Source organism: Streptomyces rubellus (genome assembly GCF_036323805.1).
Taxonomy (GTDB): Bacteria; Actinomycetota; Actinomycetes; order Streptomycetales; family Streptomycetaceae; genus Streptomyces.
In genome coordinates, this window is record NZ_JAZDCX010000009.1 from 44,281 (window position 1) to 59,815 (window position 15,535).

Annotated in this window: 14 protein-coding genes; 6 read left to right on the forward strand and 8 right to left on the reverse strand. The window is 76.3% G+C overall.

Features of this window, described 5'->3' with window-relative positions; genetic code table 11:
• Window positions 1–48: 48 nt before the first annotated feature.
• Complete coding sequence (locus V1L54_RS12505; RefSeq protein WP_330118032.1) at window positions 49–306, forward strand: hypothetical protein; 258 nt, start codon at window positions 49–51, stop codon at window positions 304–306.
• Between the two features lie 173 nt (window positions 307–479).
• Window positions 480–1,127, forward strand: coding sequence for an acetoacetate decarboxylase family protein (locus V1L54_RS12510; RefSeq protein ID WP_330118033.1), 648 nt, complete (start codon window positions 480–482; stop codon window positions 1,125–1,127).
• Window positions 1,128–1,160: 33 nt separating this feature from the next.
• On the opposite strand, the gene V1L54_RS12515 is transcribed toward V1L54_RS12510, so the two are convergent.
• Entirely contained in the window at window positions 1,161–1,313 is a 153-nt protein-coding gene (locus V1L54_RS12515; RefSeq protein WP_330118034.1) for a DUF6126 family protein, read from the reverse strand.
• Between the two features lie 279 nt (window positions 1,314–1,592).
• Here V1L54_RS12515 and V1L54_RS12520 point away from each other — a divergent pair, with 279 nt between their 5' ends.
• The 3 genes from V1L54_RS12520 (at window position 1,593) to V1L54_RS12530 (ending at window position 5,362) form a co-directional block, all read left to right on the forward strand.
• Entirely contained in the window at window positions 1,593–2,264 is a 672-nt protein-coding gene (locus V1L54_RS12520; RefSeq protein ID WP_330118035.1) for a DUF4232 domain-containing protein, read from the forward strand.
• A 103-nt stretch (window positions 2,265–2,367) separates the two neighbouring features.
• A complete protein-coding gene (locus V1L54_RS12525) occupies window positions 2,368–3,582 on the forward strand; it encodes a lycopene cyclase family protein (RefSeq protein WP_443076615.1) in 1,215 nt (404 codons plus the stop codon).
• 151 nt (window positions 3,583–3,733) lie between these two features.
• The gene (locus tag V1L54_RS12530) at window positions 3,734–5,362 is read left to right on the forward strand and encodes an FAD-dependent oxidoreductase (RefSeq protein ID WP_330118037.1); all 1,629 of its coding nucleotides are present in this window, start codon (window positions 3,734–3,736) and stop codon (window positions 5,360–5,362) included.
• Window positions 5,363–5,423: 61 nt separating this feature from the next.
• Here the strand turns inward: V1L54_RS12530 and V1L54_RS12535 are convergent, their stop codons facing one another.
• The 6 genes from V1L54_RS12535 to V1L54_RS12560 form a co-directional block, all read right to left on the reverse strand.
• Window positions 5,424–6,503, reverse strand: coding sequence for a Rieske (2Fe-2S) protein (locus tag V1L54_RS12535; RefSeq protein WP_330118038.1), 1,080 nt, complete (start codon window positions 6,501–6,503; stop codon window positions 5,424–5,426).
• On the reverse strand, window positions 6,500–7,534 hold the full coding sequence (locus V1L54_RS12540) for a phytoene/squalene synthase family protein (RefSeq protein ID WP_330118039.1): 1,035 nt from the start codon (window positions 7,532–7,534) through the stop codon (window positions 6,500–6,502). Before V1L54_RS12540 ends, V1L54_RS12535 begins: the two co-directional genes overlap by 4 nt.
• A complete protein-coding gene (crtI, locus tag V1L54_RS12545; RefSeq protein ID WP_330118040.1) occupies window positions 7,531–9,087 on the reverse strand; it encodes a phytoene desaturase family protein in 1,557 nt (518 codons plus the stop codon). Before crtI ends, V1L54_RS12540 begins: the two co-directional genes overlap by 4 nt.
• Window positions 9,084–10,244, reverse strand: coding sequence for a polyprenyl synthetase family protein (locus tag V1L54_RS12550; protein WP_330118041.1), 1,161 nt, complete (start codon window positions 10,242–10,244; stop codon window positions 9,084–9,086). The genes crtI and V1L54_RS12550 overlap by 4 nt, the downstream gene beginning before the upstream one ends.
• A 416-nt stretch (window positions 10,245–10,660) precedes the next feature.
• Window positions 10,661–11,350 carry an HAD family hydrolase gene (locus tag V1L54_RS12555; RefSeq protein ID WP_330118042.1) on the reverse strand — a complete coding sequence of 230 codons (690 nt, stop codon included), beginning with the start codon at window positions 11,348–11,350 and terminating at the stop codon, window positions 10,661–10,663.
• 100 nt (window positions 11,351–11,450) lie between these two features.
• Entirely contained in the window at window positions 11,451–12,380 is a 930-nt protein-coding gene (locus V1L54_RS12560; RefSeq protein WP_330118043.1) for an RluA family pseudouridine synthase, read from the reverse strand.
• Between the two features lie 86 nt (window positions 12,381–12,466).
• On the opposite strand from V1L54_RS12560, the gene V1L54_RS12565 reads away from it, so the two are divergent.
• Entirely contained in the window at window positions 12,467–12,988 is a 522-nt protein-coding gene (locus V1L54_RS12565; RefSeq protein WP_443076606.1) for a hypothetical protein, read from the forward strand.
• A gap of 379 nt (window positions 12,989–13,367) precedes the next feature.
• On the opposite strand, the gene V1L54_RS12570 is transcribed toward V1L54_RS12565, so the two are convergent.
• The gene (locus tag V1L54_RS12570) at window positions 13,368–15,455 is read right to left on the reverse strand and encodes a glycoside hydrolase family 3 protein (protein ID WP_330118044.1); all 2,088 of its coding nucleotides are present in this window, start codon (window positions 15,453–15,455) and stop codon (window positions 13,368–13,370) included.
• Window positions 15,456–15,535 lie beyond the last annotated feature (80 nt).

A 15,535-nucleotide genomic window follows, 5' to 3' on the forward strand; every position in this document is an offset into this window, starting at 1 on the left:
ACCGGGGCGAGGGTGGAAGTACCGATCACCTCGAAGGAGACCTTCCTCATGCGCGTTCTCTTCCGCCTGTCCGCCGTCGGTGCCGCCCTGTGCTGCGCCGTACTCGCCGGTTCTCCCGCCGTCGCCTCCGACACCGCCTCCGACACCGCCCCCGCCTCCGCCCCCGCCTCCGTGTCCGCCTCCGGCCCGGCGTCCGGCATCCAGATGTGCAGCGAGCACATCAGGCCCGGCCTCCTCGGTGGTCTGCTGCCGGAGATGGGCAGCCAGACGAAGAGCTGCATGTCCAGCAACTCCGCCGTGGAGTAGGGGCGGAGGCGACGGGGAAACCGGACGGTGTCCCGGGCGGGTGTCACACGGTCTCCGTGCGGCACCCGCCCGGTGCCGTACCGGAGGCGCACACGGGCACGGCCGTTCCGCCGGCGGACACACCGCCGGTACCGCTCCCCGGCCGGGGCCCGACACGGAAGGAGACGCGGAGTATGCCCGGTCCCGTCCCGGAGGACTCCGGGGAGAACCCCGCGCCCTGTCCGCCGCCCGCGCCCTGGCGGTTCCGGGGACGGCTGTGGGCCGGTCTCCTGCCGCTCCGCCGGCCGCTGCCCGTTCCCGGGGATCTGCGCCCGCTGTTCTCCCCCTCCCGGCTGGCCGTCGGACTGGTCCGGTACCGGGAGGGCACCTTGCGCTACGACGAGCTGGCCATCGGCCCGCTGGTCCGCCGCGGCCGCCGGGCCGGGCTGCTGATCGACCGCATCTGGGTCGACGACGCCGTCTCGGTGCGCGGCGGGCGGGACATCTGGGGACTCCCCAAGGAACTCGCCGAGTTCGTCTGGACGGACACCGGCGGGCGGACGGCGGTACGCGTCGCCGACCGGGACGGTCCGCTGGCCGAGCTGGTCCTCGGCTCCGGACGGCCGGGCCTGCCGGGGGTACCGCTCCCCCTGCCGGGCTTCTCCGGCTCGCCCGGGCGACGGCTGTTCATCCCCGGCCGGCTGCGGGGGACCCTCCGTCCCGGGACGCTGACGGTCACCTCGTGGTCGGACCGGCTCCCGCCCCTGGAGCGCACCGCCACCCGGCTCGCGGTGGCCGTGCGCCCCTTCCGGATGACCGTTCCCGGGCCGGTGCGCCGCTGAGCCCCGGGCCGGGAGGCGGTCCGGGGCGTGCCGTCACTGCCCGCCGCCCAGCTCGAACAGCAGATAGAGGAAGGCCGCGACCAGGTGGCCGGCGATCAGGTAGACGAAGAGCCGGACGGCGAGTCCGCGGGGGAACTTCCGCTCCTCGTTCATCGGCGCCGCGGGCCGGGGGTGCTGTTCGGGCATGGTGGTGCCGCCTTTCGGACCGGCCGGAGCCGGCGGGGAACGGGGCCGGAGACCTCAGGTGACGCACAACCCGGCGACAGTACTGCGCGGCGGGACGTGAACGAACAGCAGGTCCGCGTGCCGGCGGCGGCCCGCGGCGGCAGGTCGCCGGACGGAGTGCCGGGCACCGTCTCGGGAGGTCCCTCGGTTCGGGAGTCCACCGGGGTGATCGAGCCGGAAACCTGCCCGGTGGGCGGTCTTCCCGTCTGCCGGGCAGGAAGACCGTGGAACGATGATCGGATGGACACCACCGCGATCGCGTCCGGAGCACGCCGCCCGGCCCTCCGCCCGGCCCTCCGCCCGGCCCTGCTGCTCGCGGCGCTCGGCCTGCTGACCGCCTGCGGCTCCCAGCCCGCCTCGTCGGCCTCCTCCCCGCCCTCCCCGGCCTTCCCCCGCCCCGACCGGCTCGCCTCCTCGTTCCCCGGGGGGCACGAGCAGTACGGCGGGTCCCCCTCTCCCCGGCCCTCCCCCACCGCCTCCGCCTGCCCCGCCTCGGGACTGCGCGTCCACGCGGAGGAGGCGGAGGCGGCCATGGGACTGCGGGTGCTGGGCGTCCGGCTGGTGAACTGCGGCGAGGACTCCCGCACCGTCCGGGGCCGTCCCGGCGTACGGGTGCTGGACGGGGACGGCGAACCACTGGAGGTGGAGATCCTCCACACGGTGTCCGAGATCGCCCTCGTCGACGGACTCGACGACGCTCCCGCGCCGGTGCCCCTGGACCCCGGCGAGTCGGCGGTGGCCCGTCTGGTGTGGCGCAACACCGTCACGGACGCCACGGTGCCCGCCACCGACGGCAGCGCCGTGGAGATCGACCCGCTCGGCGACCGGGAGCCGCAGACCGTGCCCGCCCACCTCGACCTCGGCAACACCGACAGGCTCGCCGTGAGCCCCTGGGCACCGGTGCCGCGGTAGGGCCGCCCCCGCCGCGGCGGGTTCCGCCGTGCCCTGCCGGTTTCCGCCGGACACGGACGGTGTACGAGGGGGCACGGCGTGGAAGACGGCCGGAGTGAGCGATCTGGAAGGTCTCGGCGCGGACACCCCCGCGGACATCGCCGTGGTGGGCGCCGGCGCCGCCGGGCTGTCCCTGGTGCACCGGCTGGCCGGCACCGTCGGCCCGGACGGCACCGCGCCCACCGTCGTCCTCGTCGAGGCGCCCGAGGGACCGGTGCGCGCCCCGGCCCGCACCTGGTGCTTCTGGGAGACCGGCGAGGGCCCGTACGACGAGGCGGTACGGGCCGGCTGGGACCGGCTGCGGGTGCGCGGCCCGGACGGCCGCGCCACCGAGGCCCACCTGGGTGCCGCGCGCTACAAGATGCTCCGCTCCTCCGACTTCGCCGCCCTGGTGGAGGCCCGGCTGGCGCGCCTGCCCCGGGTACGGCGGCTGGCCGCGGTCGTCGACCGGGTGCTGGACGATCCGGCGGGCGGCGCCGTCGTCCACGGCACCGACGCCGCGGGGACCCCGGTACGGGTGCGGGCCCGCTGGGTGTTCGACTCCCGCCCGCCCCGGCGGCTCCCGCCCGCGCGCAGCACGCTGCTCCAGCACTTCCGCGGCTGGTTCGTGCGCTGCTCCGCCGACGCGTTCGACCCGTCGGCCGTGGAGCTGATGGACTTCCGCACCCCGCAGCCCGCCCACGGGCTGTCCTTCGGCTACGTCCTGCCGCTGGGCCGGCGGGAGGCGCTGGTGGAGTACACCGAGTTCTCCCGCGCCCCGCTGTCGGCCGAGGGCTACGAGCGGGCGCTGCGGGACTACACCGGCCGGGTGCTGGGTCTGGAGGGGATGACGGTCACCGGCACCGAGCAGGGCGTCATCCCCATGACGGACGCCGTCTTCCCGCGCCGCGCCGGGCGCTGCGTCTTCCGTATCGGGACGGCCGGCGGCGCCACCCGGCCCGCCACCGGCTACACCTTCGCCGCCGTCCAGCGGCAGAGCGACGCCATCGCCGACGCCTGGCGCCGCGGGCGCGTCCCGGTGCCGCCCGCCGCGCACGCCGCCCGCCACCGGGCGATGGACGCGGTCATGCTGCGGGCCGTGGACACCGGCCGGGTGGCGGGGGCGCGGTTCTTCAGCGAACTGTTCCTGCGCAATCCGCCCGACCGGCTGCTGCGGTTCCTCGACGGCCGCTCCCGGTGGTGGGAGGAGTTCGCCATCGGGCTGAGCACCCCGGTGCTGCCCATGCTGCGCTCGGCGGTGGAACTGCCCGTACTGCCGCGGCGCGCCGCCGTGCCCTGACCCGGCCTCTCCCCCACCGTTCCGGCGGTGTACCGCTCGTCCGCGTCATCCCTCTTGCTCCTTCTTGCCCCTTCTCGCTCCTCCTCCGTTCCCGGTCCCCGGTTCCCCACCCGCGTTCCCCGCCGTCCTCGTCCGACAGGAGTGTTCCGCCATGCCGCTGCCCCCACCGCACCACCGACGACCGGCCGCCGTACCCGGCCGCCCGGCCGCCCGGCGCGGGCGCGACCGCAGAGCGACCGTCCTGCATCCGGCGCCGGGGCGCCCGGCGGTGGCCGGGGAGCCGCCGCGAGTCGCCGTCGCGGGCGGCGGCATCGCCGGGCTGGCGGCGGCCACCGCGCTGGCCGAACGCGGGGTGCGGGTCACCGTCCTGGAGCGGGAACCGCGGCTGGGCGGCCGGCTGGCCGGCTGGCCGGTGACGCTGGCGGACGGTTCGGCGGTGACGATGGGCCGCGGCTTCCACGCCTTCTTCCGCCAGTACTACAACCTGCGCGGGCTGCTGCGCCGGGTGGACGGCTCACTGGGGATGCTCTCCGGACTGCCCGACTACCCCCTGGTCCACAGCGGCGGTGCCCGGGACGGCTTCGCCCGGGTGCCCCGCACCCCGCCGTGGAACGCGCTCGGCTTCGCCGCCCTCAGCCCCACGTTCACCCTGCCGGGGCTGCTGCGCATGGACCCGGTGGCGGCCCTGCCGCTGCTGGACGTACGGGTGCCCGAGGTCTTCGAGCAGCTCGACGGGATCAGCGCCGCCGACTTCCTGGACCGCGTCCGTTTCCCCGCCGGCGCCCGGCATCTGGCCTTCCAGGTCTTCTCCCGCAGCTTCTTCGCCGATCCCGGGGAGCTGTCGGCCGCCGAGCTGGCCCTGATGTTCCACATCTACTTCCTGGGCTCCGGCGAGGGGCTGCTCTTCGACGTGGCGAACGAGCCCTTCCCCGCCGCCCTGTGGGAGCCGCTGGCGAAGTACCTGTCCGGCCACGGCGCCGAGACCCTCACGGACACGGCCGTGGAGGCGGTCTCCCCCACCGCGTCGGGCGGCTACGAGGTGGCCGCCGCAGGCGGCGCGCCACAGCGGTACGACGCGGTGGTCCTGGCCCTGGACACCGGCGGGCTGCGGCAGGTCGTGGCCGGCTCCCCCCGTCTGGGCGATGCCGCCTGGCGCGCCCGGATCGCCCGGCTGCGCACCGCCCCGCCCTTCCTGGTGACCCGGCTGTGGCTGGACCGCCCCGTCCGTCCGGAGCGGCCCGGTTTCCTGGGCACCAGTGGTTACGGTCCGCTGGACAACGTCAGCGTGCTGGAGCGCTGGGAGGGCGAGGCGGCCCGCTGGGCGCGGCGCACCGGCGGCTCGGTGGTGGAGCTGCACGCGTACGCCGTCCCGCCCGGCGCCGACCGCGCCGCCGTGCAGGAGGAGCTGCTCGCCGGACTGCACCGGCTCTGGCCGGAGACGCGCCCGGCGCGGGTGGTGGACGCGGTGCACGAGTGGCGGGCGGACTGCCCGCTGTTCGCGGTGGGGTCCTTCGCCGACCGGCCCCCGGTGCGCACCCCCGACCCGGGCGTGGTGCTCGCCGGGGACTGCGTCCGGGCGGATCTGCCGGTGGCGCTGATGGAGCGGGCGGCCACCACCGGCTTCCTGGCGGCGAACGCGCTGCTGGAGCGCTGGGGGGTGCGGGGGCAGACGCTGTGGACGGTGCCCAACGCCGGGCGCTCGGCACCGCTGCGGGCCCTGGCGGCGCTGGGCGGCCGGGAGGGCGGCCGGGAGCGCCGGCGGGCACGGCGGCACGCGTGAGCCGGCGGCGGCCGGAACGGGAGAACCGTCCCGGCCGCCGCCGGCCCTGCCGTGCCGGGGGTCAGCCGGGGAAACGGCCCGTGCTGCGCAGCTGCCAGCGCCGTTCGGCGTAGGCGAGGTCGTCGCGCCACAGCCGGGCCGCGGTGCGCCGCACCAGCGGGCGCAGCAGCGGGGCCGCCGCCCGGGCCAGGGCGAAGCCGGGGCGGTCGGAGGTGGCGAGCACCGCCTCGGTGACGACGGTGCGGGGCCGGCCCCGCTCGTCCTCGCCCAGTGGGGTGGCGTGCGTCTCCACCACCGACGACACGCCCTCTCCCTCGGTGATGCGCATCACCACGGTGCGCGGCTCGGGGGCGGTGAAGACCGCCCGCACCGGGACCGCGCCGCGCGAGGCCACCCGGAAGGTGACCTGGACGGTGAAGCGGTCCTCCTCGGGATCGGAGGGTTCCGGGCCGGTACCGGGCGCCTGGAGCACCGTCAGACCGGTGAAGGAGTAGGGGTGGAACCAGGCTCCGTGCCAGGGGTCGAGGCGGTTGGCGACGACGTCCTCCGGTTCACAGACGCCCTCGGCCTCGGTGACCGCGCACAGCGAGGCGTCCCGGGCGGGCCGTTCGGGCACCACCGGGCGCTCCAGCGGCTCCTCGCCGCCGACCGCGTCCAGCCGGACCCAGGCCAGGACGCCGTCGTCGTGGGCCGGGTACGGTTCCCAGCCGGCGCCGCCGCGGCCGTCCAGGGCCAGCCCGTGCCAGTGGCAGACCAGCCGGCCGCAGTGCACGGGACTGTCCTTCAGCGGCGCGCCCAGGTGGGGGCAGGCACCGGGCCCCGCGGTCAGCCGGCCGGCCGCATCACGCCAGGCGACCACCTCCGTGCCCGCGACGGTGCGTCCGTGGGCGCGGCCGGGCCGTATCCGCTCGGACGGTCCCAGCACGTACCAGTTCCCCGAGGGCCGGGCGGTGGCCCGCTTCAGGGCGGCCGCGATGACGGCCGGTGAGGCGTCGCGCCAGGTGGGCCGCTGCGCGGCCCAGTCGACCGGGGCGGCCGGCCGCAGCGGCAGCCCGCGGCGCGGCGGTGCGGGGAGGCGCCGCGCCAGGCGGGAGGAGAGGCGGGCGGGGCCGCCGCTCCGGCGGAGTGGTTCACGGGTCATGGCAGGGCCCTCCTGCGGAAGACGGTGCGGGCCGGGTGCCCGGCGGGTTCCGTCCGGCCGGCGGTGTCCGGGGCCGTGCCCGGCCGCCCGGCGGACGCGGTACGGCGGTGCAGCCGGGCGGCGGCGAGCCGGGCCAGTCCGTCCAGGGCAACGGCGGCCCGGCGGTGGCCGGGCACGGCGACCCGGCGGTGCAGCACGTCGTAGCCGGCGTCCTCGATCCGCTCCAGGATGCCGCCGTAGAGGGTGAACGCCGTACGGATGCAGGGCCGGGCGACGGGGTCGAGCATGGCGATGCCGGGGCGGGCCTCGCGGTACACCGACCGGGTGTGCGCGGCGACCTCGCGCAGTGCCGCGCGCACCCGGGGGTGGCCGCGTCCGGTGTCGCGGCACCGGCGCAGCATCTCGCGGTCGACCCCGTGGGCGGCGAGCACCTCGCCCGGGAGGTAGACCCGGCCGCGGTCCAGGTCCTCGCCGACGTCGCGCAGGAAGTTGGTGAGCTGGAAGGCCACGCCCAGGGCCGCCGCGTGCGGCTCGGCCTCCTCGCGCGGTACCACCGTGCCCAGGACGGGCACCATCTGCAGGCCGATGACGGCGGCCGAGCCGTGCATGTAGGCGTACAGGTCCCGGTAGGTGGGGTAGTCCGTGACGTCCAGGTCCATCCGCATGGAGGCCATGAAGTCGGCGAACAGCCCGGGGCCGATGCGGTAGGCGGCGGCGGTGTGGGCCAGCGCGCGCAGCACGGGGACGGTGCTGTCCGCGCTCGGCCCGGCGCGCAGCTCCCTCTCCAGCGCCTCCAGTTCCCCGGCGCGCTCGGCGGGTGTGCGGCCGGTGCCGAGGTCGTCGACGATGTCGTCCGCCCAGCGGGCGAAGCCGTACAGGGCGTGCACGGCCGGGCGCCGCTCGACCGGCAGCAGCCGGGTGGCCAGGAAGTACGTCCTGCCGTGGCGGGCGTTGAGCCGGCGGCAGACGGTGTAGGCGTGGCGCAGCCGCGGATCGGTGACGCCCGCGGCGTCCAGTTCCCGGGCGGTCACCGCTGCCCCACCTCCCCGGCGGCAGCGGAGAGGTGGGCGGTGCGGCGGCCGGCGCGGCGCGGCGCGCGGGCCGCCGGTGGCGGGCCGGTGACGCGCCGGGCGGCCAGCTTCCCGGAGACCAGCACGGTCGGCACGCCCACGCCGGGGGTGGTGCCGCACCCGGCCAGGACGGCGTTGTCCACACCGCGCACCAGGTTCCCCGGGCGGAACGGCCCGGTCTGCCAGAAGGTGTGGGCGGCGGAGAAGGGGGTGCCCGCGGCGTGCCCCTGCGCGGCCCAGTCCACCGGGGTGACCAGGTGCTCCGTCTCGATGTCCGCGTCCAGCCCGGTCAGGCCCCGGCTCTCCAGCTCGGCCACGAGGCTGTCCCGGTAGCGGGGCGCCAGCTCGTCCCAGGGCAGCGGCCCGGTGTCGGTGTTGGGGCAGGGCGCCAGGACGTAGAGCAGGTCGCGCCCCGGCGGGGCCAGCGCCGGGTCGGTGGCCGTGGGGCGGGTGACCAGCAGGGACGGATCACTCATCAGGCTCCCGGTCCGGGTGAGTTCGGTGAAGGTGCGCCGCCAGGCGGCACCGAAGAAGAGGTTGTGGTGGGCCAGTTCGTTCCGGGTGCGGCGGACCCCGGCGTGGAGCACCACCGCCGAGGGCGAGTGCCGCAGGGACAGCGGGCGGCGGGGGGCGCGGCCCAGCAGCCGGTAGGCGACGGGCAGGTCGGGGGTGAGGACGACCGCGTCGCAGGGGACGCGGTCGCCGTCGCCGGTGTGGACGGCCACCACCCGTCCGGCCCGCTGTTCCAGGCGTGTCACCTCGCACCCGTACCGCAGCTCGGCGCCCGCGTCGCCGGCGGCGCCGGCCAGGGCGGCGGGTACGGCGTGCATGCCGCCGCGCGGGAACCAGACCCCGGCGACGGTGTCCATGTAGGCGATGACGGCGTAGGCGGCCAGCGCCCTGGCGGGCTCCACCCCGGCGTACAGCGACTGGAAGGTGAAGACCCGGCGCAGCCGCTCGTCGGTCAGGAACCGCCCCACCTGCCCCTCCAGCCGTCCGAAGCCGCCCAGGGCGGCGAGCCGGGCGAGGTCCGGGTGGAGCAGTTGCAGGGGGTGGTCGATGTTGCTGTCGATGAAGCGCCCCATCTGGGCCCGGTACAGGCACTCCAGCCAGCGGCGCAGCCGCAGGTAGCCGGCCGCCTCGGCGGGTCCGGCGAAGCGGCGCACCTCCTCGGCCATGGCCTCGGCGCCGGTGTGGACCTCCAGCGCGGAGCCGTCGGCGAAGCGGGCCCGGTAGGCCGGGTGCAGGGGCAGCAGCTCCAACCGCTCGTCCACCGACTCGCCCACCGCGGCCAGCGCCTCGTCGAGCAGGTGCGGCATGGTCAGCACGGTCGGTCCGGTGTCGATGCGGTAGCCGCCGCGCTCCAGCCGCCCGGCCCGGCCACCGGGGCCCGGGTCGCGTTCGAGGACGGTCACCCGGCGGCCGGCCCCGAGCAGGTGCAGGGCGGCCGCCAGCCCGGACAGCCCGGCGCCGACGACCACCACATGATCGGTACGTCCCTGGACGCGTCTCACCGCAGCGCCTCCGTCCCCGGTCCGGTGGCGGTCCGGGCACCGCGGGCACCGTCCGTTCCGGCCACGGCGTGGACCATGGCGGCCAGCCGGTCCGCGACGACCGGGTCCTCGCAGGCACCGTGCAGCCTGCGCTCGGCGAGCTCGCCGAGCCGTTCGATCCGCTCCTCCACGGCGGCGCGCACCCCCAGCCCGGCCAGCACCCGGCGGAAACGTTCCAGCCGCTCCGGGGTCAGCGCGCGGTCTCCCAGGCTGCCGCGCAGCACGGCCAGGGCCGACGTGTCGCCGAGCGCCTCGGCCCGCTCTAGGGCGAGCGCCACCAGATAGGTGGTCTTGCCCTCGCGCACGTCGTCCCCCGCGGGCTTGCCGGTGCGCCGGGGGTCGCCGAAGACACCCAGCAGATCGTCCCGAAGCTGGAAGGCCAGCCCCGCGTCCCGCCCGGCGGAGCGCAGCGCGCCGACGAGCTCGGGACCGGCCCCTCCCAGGACCGCGCCCAGGTGCAGGGGCCGCTCGACGGTGTAGAGGGCGCTCTTGAGATAGGCGACCCGCAGCGCGGCGGACGCCGAGGGCCGGCCGGCCGCCTGGGCGTGCAGGTCCAGGAACTGCCCGGCCACGGTCTCGGTCCGCATCGCCCGCCAGGCCCGCTGCGCCTCGCGCCGGAGCGCCGCGTCGTCCGGCAGGGACTCGGTGAACAGGTCGTCGGCCCAGGCCAGCGCGAGGTCCCCGGCCAGGACGGCCACCGAGGTCCCGTACGCCTCGGGGCGGCCGACCATGCCGTCCTGCCGGTGGCGGCGGGCGAAGTCGACATGGAGGGCGGGGCGGCCCCGGCGCAGGGCGGAGTCGTCCATCAGGTCGTCGTGGACCAGGGCGCAGGTCTGCAGCAGTTCCAGGGCCGCGGCGGTCCGCAGGACGGCGGGCGCGCCGGTGCCGTGCGGAGCGCCGCCGGCGGCCCGCCAGCCCCACCACAGGAAGCCGGCCCGCGTCCGCTTGCCGCCGCGCAGCGCGAACCGCGAGACCCCGGCGGCCAGCTGGGCGCCGAAGGTGCCGTCGATGTCCTCGGCCTCGGCACACCGCTCGGTCACATAGTCGCGCAGGGCCTCCTCCACCCGGAGCCGGACCTCGTCGGTGCCGGGGGCGGTTCCGTCACGTGTTCCCCCCACCGGTGCGGATTCCGGCGGTGCGGATGGCCTGGCCGGCTCCGGCCGTCCGTCGTGGGCACCGCCGGGAGCACCCGGGCTGATCATGGCAGTCGGGTTTCTCACGCCGCGGACCGCCCGCTGCGGGGGCCGGGGGTGGCATGCCCTGCGGACACGGCCGCGAACGGGGTACTGCTGACGAGCATCATGGCCCTTTCCTCGTCACCATCAGGGGCGTTGGGCGCTGTGACGGTCTTGGGCGGGTGCCCTCGCGCGGTGGCCGGAAACCTCGGCGGAACCGCGCCGGATCCCCTGCCGGAATTGTGGCCGTCCCTCCTCCGTGCCCCTGGCAGGCGAGGGTGCACGGCGGTGGCTCACGGCTCATCTCCACCCGATCGACGCAGACCCGCGCCGCGGGCCGGCGGTGGCGGGCCGCCCGCTCACGCCGCGCCCTGCGGGCGGCCCAGCAGACTGTCGTCGAGGCGGGCCAGCAGATCCGCCGGGTCCTCGTAGACCTCCACGGCGCCCGCGTCCAGCAGTTCCTGCCGGGTCAGCCCGCCGGAGAGCACGCCCAGACAGGGCACGCCCGCCCGCTCACAGGCGGCCACGTCCCACACGGTGTCGCCCACGAACACCGCCCGGTCGGGGCCGACCCCGGCCCGGTCGAGCGCGGAGACCACCAGGTCGGGCGCCGGTTTGCTGGCCTCGACGTCGTCGGAGCTGGTCGCGCCGGCGACCACGTCGTCCGCGCCCACCGCCTGTCGCATCACCGCCAGCTCGTCGCCGTGCGCGGAGCTGGCCAGTACGACCGTCCAGCCCCGCTCCGCGCAGGCCCGCAGCAGCTCGGCGGCTCCCTCCAGCGGGGCCAGCCGCGGCCAGTACTCGGCGTACAGGGTCCGGTGGGCGGCGGTGACGGCCTCGGCCTCCGCCGGATCGTGGTCCTCGCCCAGCAGCCGGTCGAGGAGCTGGTCGCTGCCCATGCCGATGGTCCGGTGGATCAGGGACATCGGCACCCGGCGGCCCGCCTGCCGGAACGCCTCCCACCAGGCCACGGTGTGCAGATAGGTGGTGTCCACCAGGGTGCCGTCCACGTCGAAGAGCACCGCCCGTCCCGTTCCGCCGCCGCTCATGCGCTGTCCTTCCGCCGGCCCGTGCCGTCCGTCCCACCCGGCTTCTCCGGGTTCTCCAGGTGCCCGGGTACCCGGGCGGGCCGCGGTCATGGACGCGCTGTCACCCGTCCGGGCCCGTCCAGGCGGAAAGGGTGCGGCGGCTGGTGAACCGCCGGGGACGGCCGGTGACGGGGTCGGTGAACTCCAGGACCCCGGCCAGCAGCTGCAGCGGGCTGCCGAAGTCGTCCGGGGCGCGCTCGGCGGGGCGGGGGTAGACCGGGTCGCCCAGGATGGGGACGCCCAGACCGCTCATGTGCAGCCGCAGCTGGTGGGTGCGGCCGGTGCGGGGCAGCAGCCGGTAGCGGCCGAGTCCGCCGCGGTGCCCGGTCAGCTCGATCCGGCTGACACTGTTGGGCTCCCCCGGCACCTCGTACGCGGCGATGACCCCGCGCTCCTTGACGATGCGGTTGCGCACCGTGCGGGGCAGCTCCAGGGCCGGGTCGTACGGTGCGACGGCCTCGTACTCCTTGTGCACCCGCCGGTCCCGGAAGAGGTTCTGGTAGGCGGCGCGGTACCGGGGGCGGACGGTGAACAGCACCAGGCCCGCGGTGAGCCGGTCCAGCCGGTGCGCCGGGCTGAGTTCGGGCAGTGCCAGATCGCGGCGGAGCCGGGCCAGGGCGGTCTCGGTGACGTGCCGGCCGCGCGGGGTGGTGGCCAGGAAGTGCGGCTTGTCCGCGACGACCAGGACGTCGTCGCGGTACAGCACCTCCACCTCGTACGGCACCGGCACCTCGTCCGGCAGCTCCCGGTGGAACCACACGTACGCCCCCGGCGTGTACGGGGCTCCGGGGGCGAGCGGCCCGTCGGCGTCCCACACCTCGCCGCCGGACAGCATGGCGTCGATCCGCCCCGGCGGCACCGCGGGCAGCCGGTCGACCAGATGGTCGCGGACCGTCGCCCAGTCACCGGTCCCGGGCAGCCTGAGGCGGACCGGGTCTACGCCGTGCCGCTGGGGCAGCGGGGCGGGTGGTGCCGTGCGTCTGCGTCTCATCGCGGTGCCCAAGCCTACGCGGGGCCGGTACGGGTCCGGCGGTGCGGACCGGGCATAGGATCGGACCGCTCGTCCCAGGAGGTGCCGTGTCCCAGCAGGAGATCCCCCGTGTCCTGGCCGACCTCGGCGACCGCGCCGGCCGGGCGCCCGTCGAGCGCGGCGGCGCCCTGTGGCGGCTGGCCGAGTCCGGCCGGCAGCTCGACGCCAATCTGGTGCGGCTGCCGCCAGGGGCGGCCGTCGGCGAGCACGCCGAGAACGACCTGGACGTCCTGCTGCTGGTGGTCGGCGGCGGCGGGGAGCTCGAGGACGGCGCGGGCGGACGGCAGACGCTCACGCCCCAGCTGCTGGTGTGGCTGCCGCGCGCCTCGCGGCGGTCGCTGCGGGCGGGACCGGACGGGCTGGTCTACCTGACCGTTCACCGGCGGCGGCCGGGTATGACCATCGGCGCCGGTCCGCCGTCTCCGGCGGCGGTGGCCGCGGCGGACGGCGGTGAGCCGCCGTGCCTGCTGGACCGGGTCTGCCCGGCCTGCGGCCGGATGAACGAGGCGGCGGGCGCCGTCCGCTGCGAGCGGTGCGGGGAGCCGCTGCCGTCCGCGACGGACCGCTGAGCCGCGCCGGGCCCGCCGTCAGGCGCCCCGGCAGCTGTAGAGGAGAAGCAGCAGCAGAGCCGTACCGGCCAGGCTGATCAGGAGCGAGCCGAGGCAGCCGGACCGGTTGGAGAAGAAGACGAACACGTTCACCGTCCTGTGCGGATACGGCCCGGCGCCCCCGCGGGTCGGGGTGCCGGTGCCGCTCGATCGTGGTGGCCGCACCGCTGTGCCGCCGTCCGCCCCCGGGCCGGCGTCCCGCACGTCCCTTGCCGGTCCCGGGTGGGCTGACCTGCCCTCCGGTACCCGGGCCGAGGGAGCGGAAACCCGCGGTACCGGCGGGGTGCGGCGGGCGGGAGGACCGCCGCACCCCGCCGGCGCGGGACCGTGCCGCTCCGCCTCAGGAACCGGTGCGGAGTGCTGAGGGGACGGCCGGGGCGCCGGTGGCCGTGGAGCCGAACGCCGCCGATCCGCCGGGGGCCGGCCGCGCGTTCCGGCCCTCCGAGGGGGCGGGGGCGTTGTCGTGCACCGTCACCTCGGCCCGGAAGCCCCCGGGCCGCCGGTCCGCGGTCCGGTGGTCGGTGGGGTAGGTGAGCCCGTGGCCGAAGGGGAACAGCGGGGTCTGGCCGTCGCCGTCGTTGACGGGCTGCTGGCTCACGGAGCGCATCCACGTCATCGGCAGCCTCCCCGTCGGCGCGTGGTCGCCGTAGAGCACGTCGGCCACCCCGGCACCCTCGGTGCCGGGCAGCCAGGCGGCCAGCAGCGCGTCCCAGCCGTCGAGCCGCTCCGCGATGTCCAGCGGACGGCCGGAGACGAGCACGACCACGACAGGCACCCCGGAGGCCCGCAGCCTCTCCAGGGCGGCCAGGTCCTCCCGGTCCAGGCCCATCGAGCCGCGCCGGTCACCCGCCATCTCCGCGTACGGGGTCTCGCCGACGACGGCCACGGCCACGTCGTAGGAACCGTCGATGCCGTTGCCGTACCGGTCGTAGGTCACCCGCGACGGGTCGGAGGCCAGCGACCGCATCCCCTCCACAACGGTGGTCCCCGGGGTGACGTCCCCGCTTCCGCCCTGCCAGGTGATGGTCCAGCCGCCGCTCTGGTGACCGATGTCGTCGGCGTTCTTGCCCGCGACGAAGACCTTGGCCGACTTGTCCAGCGGCAGGACGCCGCCGGAGTTCTTCAGCAGCACCTGGGACTTGCGCACCGCCTCGCGGGCGAGCCGACGGTGCTCCCCGGAGCCGATGGCGGCGGTGTAGGAGCGGTCGGTGTAGGGGTTCTCGAAGAGGCCCAGCTCGAACTTCCTGGCCAGGATGCGGCGGTTGGCGTCGTCGACGCGCTCCATCGGGATCCGGCCGGCCCGCACCTCGCCGCGCAACAGCTCGGTGAACCTGCGGTAGTCGTACGGCACCATGACCATGTCGATGCCGGCGTTCACCGCGTCCCGCACCTCGGCGGCGGTGAAGCCCTCCTGGCCGTCGAGCTGGTCGACGCCCGCCCAGTCCGAGACGACGAAACCGGTGAAGCCCAGCTCTCCCTTGAGGACATCGGTGATCAGATGGCGGTTCCCGTGCATCCGCACGCCGTTCCAGCTGCTGTAGGAGACCATCACCGAGCCCACCCCGCGCTCCACCGCCGCCCGGAACGGCGGGAGGTGGATCTCGCGCAGTTCCGCCTCGCTCAGCTCGGTGTTCCCCTGGTCGACGCCGCCGGTGGTGCCGCCGTCCCCGAGGTAGTGCTTGGCGGTGGCCAGGACCGAGCCGGGCGCGTCCAGGGAGGGGCCCTGGAGGCCGTCGATCAGCGTGGTCATCGCGCTGGGCAGTTCGGGCTTCTCCCCGTAGGACTCGTACGTGCGCCCCCAGCGGTCGTCGCGGGCCACGCACAGGCAGGGCGCGAAGGTCCAGTCGATGCCGGTGCCGGCGACCTCCTCGGCGGTGGCGCGGCCGATCCGCTCCACCAGTCCGGGGTCGCGGGTGGCGCCGAGGCCGATGTTGTGGGGGAAGATCGTGGCGCCCCGCACGTTGTTGTGGCCGTGGACGGCGTCCACGCCGTAGATGACGGGGATGCCCAGCGGGGTGGAGAGCGCGGTCCGCTGGAACGAGTCGTACATCTCCGCCCAGGCCTGGGGGGTGTTGGGGACGGGGGCGGATCCGCCGCCGGAGAGGACCGAGCCGATGCGGTAGGCCGCCAGGTCCGACTGGTCCTCCAGCGCGCTGCGGTCGACCTGGGTCATCTGCCCGATCTTGTCGTCGAGCGTCATCCTGGACAGCAGGTCCTCGACGCGGTCGTCCACCGGCAGGGCCGGGTCCTCGTAGGCCGGCGGCGCGTCGGCCGAGGCCGCCGCGGGTGCGCTGTTCAGGGTGCACGCGGCCATGAGGGTCACGGCGGCTCCCGCGGTGAACCTCCGTAACCTGCCGCGCAGCGCGGTCCGTCCGGCGGCCGGTTCGCCGGCCGGTCCGCCGGTCCCTCTCGTCGTCCATCTCGTCACGGCGTCGTCCTTCCGGTGGGGGCGGAAACACACGGTCCGGTGCCTCACCGGCCCGGCCGACGGCCACCGGGCCGGTCCGG

Excerpts from the sequence above, each read along its gene's own strand:
- V1L54_RS12510 (WP_330118033.1), top strand. The coding sequence starts at position 480 with ATGCCCGGTCCCGTCCCGGAGGACTCCGGGGAGAACCCCGCGCCCTGT.
- V1L54_RS12530 (WP_330118037.1), top strand. The coding sequence starts at position 3,734 with ATGCCGCTGCCCCCACCGCACCACCGACGACCGGCCGCCGTACCCGGC.
- V1L54_RS12535 (WP_330118038.1), bottom strand. The coding sequence starts at position 6,503 with ATGACCCGTGAACCACTCCGCCGGAGCGGCGGCCCCGCCCGCCTCTCC.
- V1L54_RS12515 (WP_330118034.1), bottom strand. The coding sequence starts at position 1,313 with ATGCCCGAACAGCACCCCCGGCCCGCGGCGCCGATGAACGAGGAGCGG.
- V1L54_RS12560 (WP_330118043.1), bottom strand. The coding sequence starts at position 12,380 with ATGAGACGCAGACGCACGGCACCACCCGCCCCGCTGCCCCAGCGGCAC.
- V1L54_RS12520 (WP_330118035.1), top strand. The coding sequence starts at position 1,593 with ATGGACACCACCGCGATCGCGTCCGGAGCACGCCGCCCGGCCCTCCGC.
- V1L54_RS12505 (WP_330118032.1), top strand. The coding sequence starts at position 49 with ATGCGCGTTCTCTTCCGCCTGTCCGCCGTCGGTGCCGCCCTGTGCTGC.
- V1L54_RS12555 (WP_330118042.1), bottom strand. The coding sequence starts at position 11,350 with ATGAGCGGCGGCGGAACGGGACGGGCGGTGCTCTTCGACGTGGACGGC.